This is a genomic window from Flavobacterium suaedae (genome assembly GCF_014642915.1).
Classification (GTDB): Bacteria; Bacteroidota; Bacteroidia; order Flavobacteriales; family Flavobacteriaceae; genus Flavobacterium; species Flavobacterium suaedae.
In genome coordinates, this window is the sequence record NZ_BMJE01000004.1 from 131,053 (window position 1) to 145,286 (window position 14,234).

At 38.0% G+C, this 14,234-nt stretch carries 17 protein-coding genes; 4 read left to right on the forward strand and 13 right to left on the reverse strand.

The window, feature by feature from the left end:
• Positions 1-30: 30 nt before the first annotated feature.
• Together IEW45_RS08910 and IEW45_RS08915 are read left to right on the forward strand one after the other, a co-directional pair.
• A complete protein-coding gene (locus IEW45_RS08910) occupies positions 31-729 on the forward strand; it encodes a CoA transferase subunit A (RefSeq protein WP_188620896.1) in 699 nt (232 codons plus the stop codon).
• Positions 730-835: 106 nt separating this feature from the next.
• A complete protein-coding gene (locus tag IEW45_RS08915) occupies positions 836-1,489 on the forward strand; it encodes a CoA transferase subunit B (RefSeq protein WP_188620897.1) in 654 nt (217 codons plus the stop codon).
• Positions 1,490-1,608: 119 nt separating this feature from the next.
• Here the strand turns inward: IEW45_RS08915 and IEW45_RS08920 are convergent, their stop codons facing one another.
• The 7 genes from IEW45_RS08920 to IEW45_RS08950 all read right to left on the reverse strand — a co-directional run bounded on the left by IEW45_RS08920 (position 1,609) and on the right by IEW45_RS08950 (position 6,999).
• On the reverse strand, positions 1,609-3,291 hold the full coding sequence (locus tag IEW45_RS08920; protein ID WP_188620898.1) for an ABC transporter ATP-binding protein: 1,683 nt from the start codon (positions 3,289-3,291) through the stop codon (positions 1,609-1,611).
• Between the two features lie 15 nt (positions 3,292-3,306).
• Complete coding sequence (locus IEW45_RS08925) at positions 3,307-4,023, reverse strand: 3'-5' exonuclease (protein WP_188620899.1); 717 nt, start codon at positions 4,021-4,023, stop codon at positions 3,307-3,309.
• A gap of 3 nt (positions 4,024-4,026) precedes the next feature.
• Positions 4,027-5,217, reverse strand: coding sequence for a serine hydrolase domain-containing protein (locus IEW45_RS08930; protein ID WP_188620900.1), 1,191 nt, complete (start codon positions 5,215-5,217; stop codon positions 4,027-4,029).
• Between the two features lie 55 nt (positions 5,218-5,272).
• Positions 5,273-5,746, reverse strand: a complete 474-nt coding sequence (locus tag IEW45_RS08935) for a methylated-DNA--[protein]-cysteine S-methyltransferase (RefSeq protein WP_188620901.1) — start codon at positions 5,744-5,746, stop codon at positions 5,273-5,275.
• A gap of 6 nt (positions 5,747-5,752) precedes the next feature.
• The gene (locus IEW45_RS08940) at positions 5,753-5,953 is read right to left on the reverse strand and encodes a helix-turn-helix transcriptional regulator (protein WP_188620902.1); all 201 of its coding nucleotides are present in this window, start codon (positions 5,951-5,953) and stop codon (positions 5,753-5,755) included.
• Complete coding sequence (locus IEW45_RS08945) at positions 5,943-6,425, reverse strand: hypothetical protein (protein ID WP_188620903.1); 483 nt, start codon at positions 6,423-6,425, stop codon at positions 5,943-5,945. Before IEW45_RS08945 ends, IEW45_RS08940 begins: the two co-directional genes overlap by 11 nt.
• Before the next feature lie 136 nt (positions 6,426-6,561).
• On the reverse strand, positions 6,562-6,999 hold the full coding sequence (locus tag IEW45_RS08950; protein ID WP_188620904.1) for a DUF1573 domain-containing protein: 438 nt from the start codon (positions 6,997-6,999) through the stop codon (positions 6,562-6,564).
• Between the two features lie 180 nt (positions 7,000-7,179).
• Here IEW45_RS08950 and IEW45_RS08955 point away from each other — a divergent pair, with 180 nt between their 5' ends.
• On the forward strand, positions 7,180-8,457 hold the full coding sequence (locus IEW45_RS08955; RefSeq protein WP_188620905.1) for a sensor histidine kinase: 1,278 nt from the start codon (positions 7,180-7,182) through the stop codon (positions 8,455-8,457).
• Positions 8,458-8,468: 11 nt separating this feature from the next.
• Positions 8,469-9,152, forward strand: a complete 684-nt coding sequence (locus IEW45_RS08960) for a response regulator transcription factor (RefSeq protein ID WP_188620906.1) — start codon at positions 8,469-8,471, stop codon at positions 9,150-9,152.
• A 92-nt stretch (positions 9,153-9,244) separates the two neighbouring features.
• On the opposite strand, the gene IEW45_RS08965 is transcribed toward IEW45_RS08960, so the two are convergent.
• From IEW45_RS08965 to hemE, 6 genes are all read right to left on the reverse strand, one after another.
• Positions 9,245-9,649, reverse strand: a complete 405-nt coding sequence (locus tag IEW45_RS08965) for a c-type cytochrome (RefSeq protein ID WP_188620907.1) — start codon at positions 9,647-9,649, stop codon at positions 9,245-9,247.
• Between the two features lie 3 nt (positions 9,650-9,652).
• Positions 9,653-10,648, reverse strand: a complete 996-nt coding sequence (hemB, locus tag IEW45_RS08970; protein ID WP_188620908.1) for a porphobilinogen synthase — start codon at positions 10,646-10,648, stop codon at positions 9,653-9,655.
• A gap of 85 nt (positions 10,649-10,733) precedes the next feature.
• Entirely contained in the window at positions 10,734-11,693 is a 960-nt protein-coding gene (locus tag IEW45_RS08975) for a DUF4421 family protein (protein WP_188620909.1), read from the reverse strand.
• Positions 11,684-12,586 carry an oxygen-dependent coproporphyrinogen oxidase gene (gene hemF / locus IEW45_RS08980; RefSeq protein WP_188620910.1) on the reverse strand — a complete coding sequence of 301 codons (903 nt, stop codon included), beginning with the start codon at positions 12,584-12,586 and terminating at the stop codon, positions 11,684-11,686. The genes IEW45_RS08975 and hemF overlap by 10 nt, the downstream gene beginning before the upstream one ends.
• Positions 12,576-13,124 carry a GNAT family N-acetyltransferase gene (locus IEW45_RS08985; RefSeq protein WP_188620911.1) on the reverse strand — a complete coding sequence of 183 codons (549 nt, stop codon included), beginning with the start codon at positions 13,122-13,124 and terminating at the stop codon, positions 12,576-12,578. The genes hemF and IEW45_RS08985 overlap by 11 nt, the downstream gene beginning before the upstream one ends.
• A gap of 4 nt (positions 13,125-13,128) precedes the next feature.
• Positions 13,129-14,154, reverse strand: coding sequence for a uroporphyrinogen decarboxylase (gene hemE / locus IEW45_RS08990; protein ID WP_188620912.1), 1,026 nt, complete (start codon positions 14,152-14,154; stop codon positions 13,129-13,131).
• Between the last annotated feature and the right edge of the window lie 80 nt (positions 14,155-14,234).

A 14,234-nucleotide genomic window follows, 5' to 3' on the forward strand; every position in this document is an offset into this window, starting at 1 on the left:
TATTTATAGCAGAAAACTAAAATAAATTGTATGATTAATAAAAAAGTACAAAACGCTGAAGAAGCTTTGCAAGGTGTAAAAGACAGCATGACCATAATGCTTGGTGGTTTTGGTCTTTGTGGCATACCCGAAAATAGTATAGCTGAGTTAGTTAAAAAAGGTACTACAAACCTTACCTGTATTTCTAACAATGCAGGCGTAGACGATTTTGGTCTTGGTTTATTGCTACAGAAAAAGCAAATAAAGAAAATGATTTCTTCTTACGTAGGAGAAAATGCAGAGTTTGAAAGGCAAATGCTTAGTGGAGAGCTGGAAGTAGAGCTTACGCCACAAGGGACACTTGCCGAAAAATGCCGTGCCGCACAAGCAGGCATTCCTGCATTTTATACTCCGGCAGGTTTTGGTACAGAGGTAGCTGAAGGGAAAGAGTCACGCGAGTGGAACGGTAAAATGCACATACTGGAAGAAGCCTACAAAGCTGATTTTGCTATTGTAAAAGCATGGAAAGGCGATGAGGCAGGTAACCTTATTTTTAAAGGTACGGCACGTAACTTTAACTCATGTATGGCAGGTGCTGCAACAATTACAGTTGCTGAGGTAGAAGAACTTGTACCAGCAGGCGAACTTGACCCTAACGAGATACACATACCGGGAATATTCGTGAAGCGCATCTTCCAGGGAGAGCAGTATGAAAAGAGAATTGAGCAACGAACCGTAAGAAAAAAGTAATTTTTCAATATTGAAATTAATCATTGTAGCAAGTCTGATTAAATGAGAATGAGGGTGTGTTACAGATACAAGTCGGCACATTGTTACATTAATACATTGATACATTATGTTAGATAAAGAAGGTATCGCGAAAAGAATAGCGAAAGAAGTTAAAGACGGTTACTATGTAAACTTAGGTATTGGTATACCTACATTGGTAGCTAACTTTGTTCGTGACGATATATCAGTTGAGTTTCAAAGTGAAAATGGTGTTTTAGGCATGGGACCTTTCCCTTTTGAAGGAGAGGAAGATGCCGACATCATTAATGCAGGGAAACAAACAATAACTACACTGCCGGGAGCATCATTTTTTGACTCGGCTACCAGTTTTGGAATGATACGCGGGCAGCATGTAGACCTTACCATTCTTGGTGCTATGGAAGTTGCCGAAAACGGTGATATTGCCAACTGGAAAATTCCGGGTAAAATGGTAAAAGGTATGGGTGGCGCTATGGATTTAGTAGCTTCTGCCGAGAATATTATTGTGGCAATGATGCATGTAAACAAAGCAGGGCAGTCTAAACTATTAAAGCGTTGTACATTACCATTAACAGGTGTGGGCTGCGTTAAAAAAGTAGTTACGGAACTAGCCGTTCTTGAAATTGTTGATGGTGGTTTTAAACTACTGGAAAGAGCACCGGGCGTAACCGTTGAAGAGATACAAAAAGCCACAGAAGGAAACCTTATTGTAGAAGGTGAGATTCCTGAAATGGCAATTTAATACAGTATTGAGTTATCAGTTTACAGTCGCAGTGTTCAGTAAGAGCATAAATTGCCAACTGCGACTGTAAACTTTGATTATTTTACTACTGCCAACTGTGACTGAGCATTGAGAACTATCTACTTTGGGATAGCGTCAATTAGTTTCTTAGTATATTCCTTTTGCGGATGCTTATAAAGTGCATCGGCTTCATTCATTTCCTCAATTTTACCTTTATTCATTACCAACACTTGGTCGCTCATGTACTTCACTACAGCAAGATCATGCGAAATAAAAATATAGGTAAATCCAAAGTTTTCTTTTAATTCATTCAGCAGGTTAAGCACTTGAGCCTGCACGGATATATCCAGTGCAGAAACCGATTCATCACAAACTATTAACTTGGGTTGAAGGGCTACGGTTCGTGCTATGCCTATACGTTGCCTTTGTCCACCCGAAAACTCATGTGGGTAGCGGTTGTAGTGTTCTTCACTTAGTCCTACTCGGTTTAGTATTTCCAGTACTTTTTCTTTTCGTTCCTTATTGTTTTTGTACAAGCCATGTACCTCCATAGGTTCTAATATGGCTTTGCCAACTGTTATACGTGGGTTTAATGAAGAATAAGGATCCTGAAAGATGATTTGTATTTCTTTGCGCAGTTCGCGCAGTTGCGTACCTGATAGCTTGGTTAAATCAGTACCTCTGTAGAGAATTTTCCCTGCGGTGGGTTTATCCAGTTGTAATATGGCATTACCAAGTGTCGATTTACCGCAACCGGATTCGCCTACCAAGCCCAACGTTTCACCTTCATATATTGTAAAGCTAACGTCATCTACGGCTTTAAATTTTACATCTTTACCAAAAAGCCCTGCCGAAGAAACGTATTCTTTCTCTACATTCACTACTTCCAGCAATGGGGCTTGGTTATATAGTTTATTATGTTCCGCTTTGCGCTGCTCGGGAGGTATTTCGGTATTATCTACTTTATTTGCAAGATAGTCCTGTATAGTAGGCAATCTTTTTAAACGTACATCCAGCGAGGGGCGGGAGTTAATAAGTGCTTTGGTATATAGGTGCTCTGGATTCTCAAAAATCTGTTGTGCTTCGCCCTGCTCTACAATTTCGCCTTTATACATTACCAAAACGCGGTTAGCAATTTCCGAAACCAACGACAAGTCGTGCGAAATGAAAATAATACTCATCTCTGTTTCCTGTTGCAGTTCTTTCAGCAGTAAAATGATTTCCTTTTGTACGGTAACATCCAGTGCGGTAGTGGGTTCGTCCGCAATTAGTATTTTGGGTTTGCAGGCAACAGCCATGGCAATCATTACCCGTTGCTTTTGCCCGCCTGATATTTCGTGCGGGTAGCGGTTGTATATTTTGTCAGGGTTAGGGAGTTTTACTTTCTCGAATAGTGAAAGCACCGTTTCTTTAATCTTTTTTTGTGATAGGGTAGTATGCTCTTTTAATATTTCTTCAACCTGAAAGCCACATTTTAATGATGGGTTTAACGAACTCATAGGCTCCTGGAATATCATGCTTATAGCGTTTCCTCTGACCTTACGCAGTTCTTTTTGTGATAGGCTGGGTATGTTTTTACCTTCAAATTCAATAGTGCCTTCCGTTACTTCTAAAATACCTTTGGGTAATAATCCCATTACCGCCAATGATGTAACTGACTTACCAGACCCCGATTCCCCTACAATGCCCAGTATTTCGTTTTTATGCAACGTAAACGAACTGTTTTTTACAATGGGTGTCAACTGGCGTTCTTTTTTAGCCGAAATGGTAACATTTTGTATTTGGAGTAAGGGTGTATTCATTAAAAGTAAAGGTAATTATATCACATGTATAATCTCATCCTCAATCAGTAAATCTTCTCTGCGGAAGCGAAGCAGTATTTGCGCTACGGCAATAACATCTTTTTCGCAATAGGTAACAATACGGTCTATGTCTTTTTCCACATAATATACATGCCCTACTTCGCTGCCGTCTATATCATCTTTTGGGGATGGTATACCCAGTATTTTGGTAAGCAGTTTTAGCGAGGTAAAACTTTTATAATCGCCAAATTTCCATAACTCCATAGTGTCGAGGTGTGGTACTTCCCAAGGCTTTTTCCCGAAAAGATTTAGTTTATTAGGTAACGGTATGCCGTGTATTACCATTCGCCTTACCAGGAAAGGAAAATCGAACTCCTTAGCGTTATGGCCACACATAATATGTTGCGGTTGGCTAAAATGGTTGTTGACTAGGTTATTAAAATCACGTAGTATTTTAGGTTCATCGCCAATAAAGGAAGTCACCCTAAAATGCCTAATATCGCCTTTAAACGTAAAGAATCCCGCCGAAAGGCATACTATTTTACCAAATTCTGCCCAAATACCCGCACGCTCGTAAAATTCTTCGGGTGTTTCGCCGTCCCTGCGCTGGTATTGGGTTTTAAGGTCAAAAAGTTTTTGGGTTTCCTCGTCCAGTGCATCAAATGCTTCCTGTTCGGGAACGGTTTCTATATCGAGAAATAATATATTGTCTAGCCTAATTTTTTCAAGCATGGGTTACTTCATTTGTTTTGAATTGCCTTCGCCTTCTTCGGGTTTCATCATGCCCATCATTTTATAGGCTTCATCAACATATACATAAAAGTCGTTGCTGTGTATGTCATCACTGGTTTGCAGTCCTTTCAGGTGTCCTAATCGGGTAATAATAATATCATCTTGCGGTATTACAATTACAAACTGCCCTAAATGCCCGCGCATGTAGTACATTTTTTTGCCTAAGTAGTTGTTTATCCACCAACCGTAACCGTAAAAAGGACTGTCGTCAAAACGTGGCGATACCATTTTATTTACTGCTGTGCTGTCAAGAATTTGCTTGCCATTCCAGTTCCCTTCGTGTAAAAACAGCTTCCCGAATCTCGAAAAATCACGTGCGTTGCTACCAATGCAACAGTAGGCTTTTTCTATACCATCCATATTGTCTACCTGCCAAAGTGCTTCGTTTGCCATACCCATGGGTTTCCAAAAATTTTCTGACACATAGCTTGATAGTGTTTGCCCTGTAGCTTTGGTTATTACCATTGCCAGCAGTTCGGTTGCGCCACTAAGATATTTAAATTCTTTACCCGGTTCTTCCACCACGTCAAGCCCCAATATTACTTTTTCAAGATTATCATCAAAATAGGCACGGGTAACTATAGAGAACGGGCTGTAATATTTTTCGTCCCAGCTAAGTCCTGATGCCATAGACGATAAATCGCCTACCGTCATTTTTGCAGCAAGCCCTTCGCTGAATTCAGGGTAGAAGTCGCCTACTTTTTGGTTCAGGCTTTTTATTTTACCTTCTTCAATTGCTTTAAATAATGCAGCCGAAACTACACTTTTTGCCATAGAGAAGGAGTTAGACTTGCTGTCTTTACCATAACCGTCATAATAGGCTTCATACCAAATGCTGTCATTTTTTATGATGAGGTAGGCTACTGTTTCCAGTTCCTTATGTACTTCTTCAAGCCTTTGGGTAGGTGCTACGGTATTATAATCTTCATGTAGTGGCCAGGGTTGCGGTGTACCGTTTGCTATAGTGCGATTAGGAAATTCTTTGTAATCATCTAAAAAAGCAGTGGTTTCTCCTCTAAAGTATATGGTGCGAACGGCACGAAGCAGGTAATCTACATCAAAAATATACATAAGGATTATTATACCCGAAAGTATAATAACAAACCAAAGCAGGAACTTCTTTATAAATTTCATAGTAAGCAATTAAAGGATATGCTACGAATTTAAACAAAAAATTGCTTCGGAAGGGTTAAAAAAGGCTTTGTTGTATTGGCGGATTTTCATGTTCCAGTAACCATTTTTTGCGCCAAAGTCCGCCTGCGTAACCTGTAAGTGAACCATCGGAGCCTATAACCCTGTGGCAAGGCACTACAATCCATAGCGGGTTTTTACCATTAGCAGATGCTACGGCGCGTATGGCTTTTACATCGCCTAGTTTAACCGATAGTTTTTGGTAGGTTGTGGTAGTGCCAAAGGGAATTTCAAGCAATGCATTCCAAACTCTTTTTTGGAAATCGGTTCCTTGCGGGTTAAGTTTAAAAGTGAAGTGATTTCGGCTACCCGCAAAATATTCTTTCAGTTGTGTAACAGCTTCCTTTAACTCAACCGGAATAGTATCAGATTCAGGCACATTTTCATCAAGTACTGTTATTTTGATGATGCCCTGTGTGTCGCCTTTTATGGCGGTAGTGCCTAACGGTGTTTTAATGTATGCCTGAACCATAATTATTTAATCTTCTTTTTCAAGTTCAAAAATTTCGTTAACAGGCTTTTCAAAAAGTTTTGAGAGTTTTAGTGCTAATACAGTAGAAGGGACATATTTTCCTGCTTCCAGTGCATTAATGGTTTGCCTGCTTACTCCTGTTTTTTCTGCCAGTTCCTGCTGCGTCAGGTTATATATGGCACGCTGTACTTTTATATTATTCTTCATGTGCAGCAGTTTTATAGAAACGATATATTCTGTAGCGAAATAATACTATAAAGATAAGCAGTTGCGATATCATAGCTACCATTAAAACATTTAAAAATACTATACCATATACAAACAGGTAGCCCAAAAGTATAATTACATAGTTAATAATAGTTGCCCATGCCAGGCTGTTAAGGCGCATTGCCGCTACCATTTCATCTTCATGTTTTTCTTTTGAAAAGGCGAAGATAATTCCAAAAGGAATTACAAACAGCATAAGCAGTTCATCAGTAACAGAGGTTTCGAGCCAAAAAAAGCTTTCATTGTCTCCTAACAGCCCGGTATCACCGAGTATAGCAAACACTTTTGCTTTTATCTCAAAATCTGAATACTCGGAAACAGAATATAACAATGCCAATAAAATAAATGATATACTAAACAGGATGCCACTAAGCATTTTTAGCTTATACGGAAATAAGAAGTTTGTTTTCATAAGGTTATGGTTTTAATAACAATTCAAATGTAAAATAATTTTTCCAATATGTAAAATAAACTTTACTTTTTATAACGTAAAAAAAGCCACTAAATTAAAAGTGGCTTTTACTATTAAACAGAAAATTATTTTTTCATTATTGTTTAGAACCTTTAGTAGGAGCAGAAGCATCTTCTGTAGCTACTACTTTACCTTTAATTCTAAGTACTTTTTTCACATCGCTGTCGTTTGTAGTAACAGTAACGCTTTTGTTAAAGTTACCTGGGTTACGTGCGTTATAAGTGGCAGTAATACTTCCTGTTTCTCCCGGCTTTATAGGAGTTTTAGTATACTTGGTAGCAGTACAACCACAAGAAGCTTTTACGTTAGTAATAAGTATTGTTTGGTCTGTAGTGTTTTTGAATGTAAATTCGTGCGATGCAGGAACTCCTTTTTCAATTTCACCAAAGTTGTAAGAGTCTTCATTCCAAGTGATTTTAGAAGGCTCAGCGCTTTTTTCGTTTGTTTGTGCATTAACTGCAAAAGATAAAAATAATGCAATTGCTGCAAAAAATGTAAATTTTAAAGATTTCATAGTTTAATTAATTATATGGGTTAATACTATATTCTGTTTCTGAACATTACAAATATATTTACTAAAATTCGGAAATTTGTTAACCGATTTCAAACTCTTGTTAATGACTTGTTAACGGTTTGCTGTAAATGCTTTTTTATAGTAATATCGGTTAGTTAATTGCAAACAATATTCCAAAATTTGAAATTCAACAAACTAAATATAATAGTTTTTATAGGGCTTATTGCTATAATAGGTGTTATTACCATGCAACTGGTAATGCTTAAACAGGCGTTTATGTTTGAGCGGAAAGAAATAGGCGATAAAATACATTTTGCCCTGCAGGATGTAGTTAACAAAATATATGGCGATAATGTTAATGATGTTCCTTCTGCAACACCTATTAAAAAAGTATCAGACGATTATTATGTTGTAAATGTAAACGATGTTTTTGAGGCAGAAATACTGGAATACTACCTTAAAAGCGAATTCCAAAAAGTACAGCTTGATGTAGATTATGAATATGCTATATACGATTGTGCTTCGGATGAAATGGTATATGGTAATTATATTGATGTAGAGGGCGATGAACAGAATGAAGGAGAAAAATGTGAAAACTGCTTTACCAAAAAAGAAGGTCTGGTATATTATTTTGCTATACGTTTTCCGCACCTTACGTATAATTATATACAATCGTTACAGCAATACTGGATATATACCGGGGTATTGTTTTTAGTGCTGGTAATATATGTATACTCTGTATTTACTCTGTTAAAGCAAAAGCGTTATACCGAACTACAGAAGGACTTTATTAATAACATGACACATGAGTTTAAAACACCACTGTCATCTATTTTAATAGCCTCTAACTATGCAGCAAAGCAAGAGGAGATAGAAAAACACCCCAAGCTGCATAAATACCTGCAAATTATTATTGAGCAGAGTAATAAACTCAACCAGCATATAGAGCGGATATTAAATGTTGCAAAAGCAGAAAACAATTTAATGACGCTGGAAAAGAAAGCCTTTAATATTGTAGATACGCTGGAACTGGTTAAAGATAACGCCGGGCTTAAATATCCTGACGCTGCTATAATATTCAGCACACCAAAACAGGAATATAAGGTAGTAGCCGATGCTTTCCACTTTTATAACATAGCGTATAATATTGTAGAAAATGCAGTAAAATATAACAATACCACTCCGCAGATAACTATTGCAATACAAGAAACCAATAAAGGGCTAGACCTGTTGTTTAGTGATAATGGTCCTGGTATACCATCGCAACATATAGAGTATGTTTTTGATAGGTTTTACAGAGTACCGAGAGAGAACAAAAAAGAGGTCGAAGGCTTTGGTATCGGGTTGTTTTATGTAAAGAAAATTTGTGAGCACCACGGGTGGAAAATCAATATAAAAAATAACCAGCCTACCGGTGTTACTATAACCATATCCATCCCTAAAAAGAGTATTACTTAAAGCAGTAGCAAATGAATAAAAAAATACTTTATGTAGAAGACGACAGCACATTGGCGTTTCTTACTGCCGATAATTTGGAACAAACTTATGATGTTTGCCATTTTACCAACGGAAAAGAGGCATTTGATGCTTTTACCAAAGACGATTTTGACCTTTGTGTGCTGGATGTAATGCTACCCGAAATGGACGGTTTTGAACTGGCTGCTGCCATACGGGAGCGCGATGTTGAGGTGCCTATAATATTTCTTTCAGCAAAGACATTAAAAGAGGACAGGATAAAAGGGTTACGCCTGGGAGCAGATGATTACTTGGTGAAACCCTACAGCATGGAAGAGCTTGTTTTAAAAATTGAAGTTTTCCTGCAACGCAGCCAAAAAAACGGGTCACAAAAAACCAGTGTTTATACGTTGGGCGATTATACTTTTGATGCCGTTAATTATACTATTGAGCGTAACGGTAGCAGCACCCAGTTAACCGAGCGTGAAGCAGCGCTGCTGCAATTGTTTATTGAAAATAAAAACACCATATTAAAGCGTGAAAAAATACTCACTTCAATATGGGGTACAGATGATTACTTTATGGGGCGCAGTATGGATGTATTTATATCGCGCCTGCGTAAAATATTTAAAAATGATGAGCGTATTAATATAGAGAATATACCCCGTGTAGGTTTTAAACTTGTTGCTCCTGATTAGTTTTCAGTGAACAGTTTTTAGTAGCAGTCAAAGTTTACAGTCGCAGTAAAAAAACTGAATACTGTGACTGTAAACCGAGCCTGAAAAAGCTATTAAGGTTTAAAACTCATTACATAGTCAACCACTCCCTGCATTTCTTCATCAGTAAACGTTTTGGTTATGTAAAAGTTTGTTTTCATTACTTCATACTGAGAAGGATCTACAATAGGGTCTGCTTTCCCTTTTAAAAAAGCAGTCATATCACCATTTTTCTCACTGTATATTTTAGCAATATCTTCTATACTTGGTCCTACCGATTTTTGTTTCGGTTTGTGGCAGGTATAACAGTTTCCCTTACCGTTAAAAATCTCCAGTCCTGTTTTTTGAGACGGAGTATAGGGCGAGGTTGTTTCTTCTGAACCTGTTTCAGATCGTTTCCCGAAAGGTTCTTGCTGTTTGTCATTGCCTTTACACGCCAAAAGCGATAGGGCAATTAAAAGGGTTACTACATATTTCATGACTTATTTATTTAGTAAAATGGCAGCTTCTTTAGCAAAATAAGTTGAAATGAGGCTTCCCCCAGCGCGCTTAATGCAGTATAGCTGCTCTATCATAATTTTATCGTGATCCAGCCAGCCTCTTTCGGCAGCCGCTTTAACCATAGCATATTCACCTGATACGTGGAATACCGAAACAGGAACGTTTACGGCATCTTTCACTTCGCGCACAATATCAAGGTAAGCAAGCCCCGGTTTTACCATAACCATATCTGCACCTTCCTCAACATCGTGTATTGCTTCTTTAATAGCTTCTATACGGTTAGCATAGTCCATTTGGTAGGTTTTCTTGTCCTTTGGCACAGGTACGCCCGATTCTTTCGGAGCGCTGTCCAGAGCATCTCTAAACGGCCCGTAAAATGATGAAGCATATTTAGCACTATAGCTCATTATCCCCACATTAGGGTGTCCGCTTTCTTCCAAAGCTTTACGAATTGCAAGCACACGCCCGTCCATCATGTCGCTTGGTGCCACAAAATCAGCTCCGGCATCTGCATGGCTTACACTCATTCGGGTAAGAGCATCAACAGTAGCATCATTTATAATCTGTCCGTTTTCCACAATACCATCATGCCCGTAAATACTGTAAGGGTCTAGTGCTACATCGGGCATTACAATCATTTCCGGTACAGCATCTTTAATAGCTTTAATGGCTTGTTGCATTAACCCATCAGGATTCCATGCTTCTTTACCGGTATTGTCTTTCAGGTTATCACTAACCTTTACATAAATATTAATAGCTTTTATGCCTAAACTCCACAGTTCTTTAACTTCTTTAACCGTTAAATCGATAGAACGGCGATATATACCCGGCATAGACGGAATTTCTACCTGCACGTTAGTACCCTCTGCAATAAACATAGGGAACATAAAATCGTTTGGTGTAAGTATGGTTTCACGAACTAATGAGCGGATAGATTCGTTGGTTCTTAATCGTCTGTCTCTGTGTATTGGGAACATGGTTCTTATATTTTAATCAAAGTTGCAAATTATCAATTACATAGTGTATGACTTTTGTCATGATTATATAGTTGACTTTGTTGGTTTATAATAATCGTTTTACTTTCGCTTCAATTTTTTCTCTTTTTCTTTTCAGGAATGCAGGTTCATCAAACCGATACCCTATAAAAAGTGTAGCGTGCCCTATGGCATCGTTCATTTGTACATTGCTTTCTTCTCCATGGTTAAAAGATTTTGCACTAATATTTAACCCTCCATACCAATGTTCAAAATTATATCCCGCTGCAAGTAGTACAGAAGCACTAACCAAAAATCTGGAGGTAGTATTTTCTTCCGAAGTTATAGCTATTCCTCCGCCTATCGAGCCACCGGTAGATAATAAAAAATTGTCGTTAATTACCCAGTTATAATAATAAGCAGGTCCTATAGACGTGTAAATAAAACTGGTTTCTTCACTTTCTATAAGGGGTTCATTCTTAGCATTAAACTCAGTGTAATAATAAGATATGGTAGGTGCAAAACTGCCCGCACTTTTCAGTTGTTTAGTATTTTGTAATGCCGAAGCAGAATAAGAAAAGTTTTTATTGAAGAAATAAGCAGTACTACCACCAATTTTAAACGTTTTAAAATCCTGTAGGTAAACTGAACTGCCCCCTTGCTCTTGTACGGTTACTCCCTTTTGAGAATATAAATCGAAATTGAACATAAACCTGCCGGGAAACATATTAAAACTAAATGATGTCATTTTTGAGTTTTCGTTATCCCGATTGTCATCAAAAATTTTGGGTGCAAAACCAAGACTGAATCCTATTATACCGTATTGAAAAGCTATCCCAACAGTAGTTTTTTCGTTTGGAATAATGTCTAAAACGGTATTTTCTTCTTTATATTCTAAAGTAAAGTTATTAAATGCATTAAAGGTAAAAGCCTGAACAGAAAGCATATTTTTAAACTCTTTATAATAAGCATTACTTATTGTGTCGGTCTGTGCGATTCCGCTTACCGAGATAAATAGTATTGCCCATATTGAGTTTTTTATACCCACTCTCTTGGTGTTTCTAAAATTTTAATTAGTCTTTCTTCTTCGCTTCCCGCTTCCGGGTGATGGTCGTAAACCCACTGTACATTGGGTGGTAAACTCATCAATATACTTTCTATACGTCCGTTGGTTTTCAGTCCGAAAAGTGTACCCTTGTCATGCACAAGGTTAAATTCTACATAGCGCCCTCGACGTATTTCCTGCCAAGTCCTGTTTTCAGGGGTATGTGTTATATTTTTTCTTCGCTCTACAATAGGTACGTATGCTTCAAGAAAGCTGTTGCCCACTTCGGTTACAAAGTTATACCACTGTTCCATACTAAAATCGTCGGTAGCTTTACAATGGTCAAAAAATAAACCGCCTATACCACGTGCTTCGTTGCGGTGTGCATTCCAAAAATACTCATCACACTGCTTTTTATATAGCGGATAAAACTCAGGATTGTGTTTGTCGCAAGCTGTTTTACATGTTTTATGGAAGTGTACGGCATCTTCATCAAAAAGATAATAGGGTGTAAGGTCTTGCCCACCGCCAAACCAGTTATCTACAGTATTACCCTCTTTATCGTACATTTCAAAGTAACGCCAGTTGGCATGTACTGTTGGGACAAAAGGGTTTTTAGGGTGAATAACCAAGCTAAGTCCGCAAGCAAAGAAATCTACATCGCCTACATTAAAATAAGCCTGCATGGCTTTAGGTAATGGCCCGTGTACAGCAGAAATATTTACCCCGCCTTTTTCAAAAACATTTCCGTTCTCTATAACGCGAGTTCTTCCGCCACCGCCTTCGTTACGTTCCCAAAGGTCTTGACGAAATTTAGCCTTACCATCAACAGCTTCCAGTTTAGCGGTTATAGTATCTTGTAATTGCTGTATGTATTGGTAAAATTTATCTTTCATTTTTATAGTCCGATTTTATCAATCCGAAGTAAACAATGTCTTCTAACGTTCCTTCGCCATTTTTAAACTCTTTACGCAGAATGCCTTCCTGAATAAAACCATTTTTTAAGGCTACTTTTTGACTGCCTATATTTGTTGTAGAAGTACAGATGAAAACTTTATTCATGCCCAATTCCTCAAAACAATACGTAACGGTATTAGCAACCGCTTGCGATGTTATTCCCTGTCCCTGATACTCTTGATCAATAAAATAGGCAAGTTCACATTTCATTATTTTTCGGTCAATGTTTTTTATAACTATGTAGCCTATCAGTAGTTTGGTTGTAACATCCCGCAGGTAGAAATAATAACCATTATTGTCTTTTTCAATAGTGCTATTATTCTCTATATGTTTTTTTGTTTTCTCAAAATCAGCACAATTTACAGTTGTAACCGGAAACGTTTTGTATATGTGCTGCCTGTTTCGCTCTACAAGATTGAAAAACTCATCAGGAGTAATGGCAGATATACATTCTGTTTTCCAGTTTACTGTTTTCATTTTACTATTTATATTCTTTTACCGCTTCTACAAATGCTTTGGCGTGGTCTACAGGAATGTTTGGCAGTATACCGTGACCCAAGTTTACTATATAATTGTCTTTACCAAACTCGTCAATCATTTGGTGTACCATTTTCTTAATGGTTGGTATTGGCGATAATAATCGGCTAGGGTCAAAGTTACCTTGCAGGGTAATGTTACCACCAGTCAGGTAACGTGCATTGCGAGGTGAACACGTCCAGTCTACCCCAAGTGCCGAAGCTTTACTTCTTGCCATTTCATCAAGCGCAAACCAACACCCTTTACCAAACACGATAACGTGAGTTTCCGGCGCTAATGCCTCAACAATTTGATTAATGTATTTCCATGAAAACTCCTGATAATCTACAGGGCTAAGCATGCCGCCCCAACTGTCAAAAATTTGTATGGCATTTACACCATTTTTTACTTTTTCTTTTAAGTAAGCAATAGTAGTATCGGTTATTTTTTGCAATAGTGCATGAGCTACCTCAGGTTGCGAAAAGCAGAAACCTTTTGCCGTATCAAAACTTTTTGAGCCTTTTCCTTCTACCGCATAGCACATAATTGTCCAGGGAGAGCCTGCAAAACCAATAAGCGGAACTTCATCATTCAGCATTTCTTTGGTCAGTTTAATGGCATCCATTACATAGCCCAGTTCTTCATTAATTTCAGGAACACGTACCTTTTCTACATCTTGAGCAGTACGGATAGGGTTAGGTAAATACGGACCAAAATTTGGTTTCATTTCTACATCTATTCCCATAGCTTGCGGTATAACCAATATATCCGAAAATAATATAGCAGCATCCGGTTTTACTATACGAATAGGTTGTACGGTTATCTCGGCAGCAAGCTCCGGCGTTTGGCAACGGGTAAAGAAATCATATTTATCTTTTAATGCCATAAATTCAGGTAAATACCTACCTGCCTGACGCATCATCCATACCGGCGGACGTTCTACGGTTTCGTTGCGTAATGCTTTTAGGAAAAGATCGTTTTTTATGCTCATTTCTTTTTGTTCTTTTATCATGTCATTGCGAGCGAAGTGAAACGTAGCGTGGCAATCTTACGATTGCTTCGTTTCTCGCA

Bases quoted from the DNA above. Each gene is read 5' to 3' on its own strand.
- IEW45_RS08935 (WP_188620901.1), bottom strand. From the start codon at position 5,746: ATGGTTCAGGCATACATTAAAACACCGTTAGGCACTACCGCCATAAAA.
- hemE (WP_188620912.1), bottom strand. From the start codon at position 14,154: ATGAGCATAAAAAACGATCTTTTCCTAAAAGCATTACGCAACGAAACC.
- hemB (WP_188620908.1), bottom strand. From the start codon at position 10,648: ATGTTCCCAATACACAGAGACAGACGATTAAGAACCAACGAATCTATC.
- IEW45_RS08915 (WP_188620897.1), top strand. From the start codon at position 836: ATGTTAGATAAAGAAGGTATCGCGAAAAGAATAGCGAAAGAAGTTAAA.
- IEW45_RS08950 (WP_188620904.1), bottom strand. From the start codon at position 6,999: ATGAAATCTTTAAAATTTACATTTTTTGCAGCAATTGCATTATTTTTA.
- IEW45_RS08945 (WP_188620903.1), bottom strand. From the start codon at position 6,425: ATGAAAACAAACTTCTTATTTCCGTATAAGCTAAAAATGCTTAGTGGC.
- IEW45_RS08910 (WP_188620896.1), top strand. From the start codon at position 31: ATGATTAATAAAAAAGTACAAAACGCTGAAGAAGCTTTGCAAGGTGTA.
- IEW45_RS08930 (WP_188620900.1), bottom strand. From the start codon at position 5,217: ATGAAATTTATAAAGAAGTTCCTGCTTTGGTTTGTTATTATACTTTCG.
- IEW45_RS08985 (WP_188620911.1), bottom strand. From the start codon at position 13,124: ATGAAAACAGTAAACTGGAAAACAGAATGTATATCTGCCATTACTCCT.
- IEW45_RS08965 (WP_188620907.1), bottom strand. From the start codon at position 9,649: ATGAAATATGTAGTAACCCTTTTAATTGCCCTATCGCTTTTGGCGTGT.
- IEW45_RS08925 (WP_188620899.1), bottom strand. From the start codon at position 4,023: ATGCTTGAAAAAATTAGGCTAGACAATATATTATTTCTCGATATAGAA.
- IEW45_RS08920 (WP_188620898.1), bottom strand. From the start codon at position 3,291: ATGAATACACCCTTACTCCAAATACAAAATGTTACCATTTCGGCTAAA.
- IEW45_RS08940 (WP_188620902.1), bottom strand. From the start codon at position 5,953: ATGAAGAATAATATAAAAGTACAGCGTGCCATATATAACCTGACGCAG.
- IEW45_RS08960 (WP_188620906.1), top strand. From the start codon at position 8,469: ATGAATAAAAAAATACTTTATGTAGAAGACGACAGCACATTGGCGTTT.
- hemF (WP_188620910.1), bottom strand. From the start codon at position 12,586: ATGAAAGATAAATTTTACCAATACATACAGCAATTACAAGATACTATA.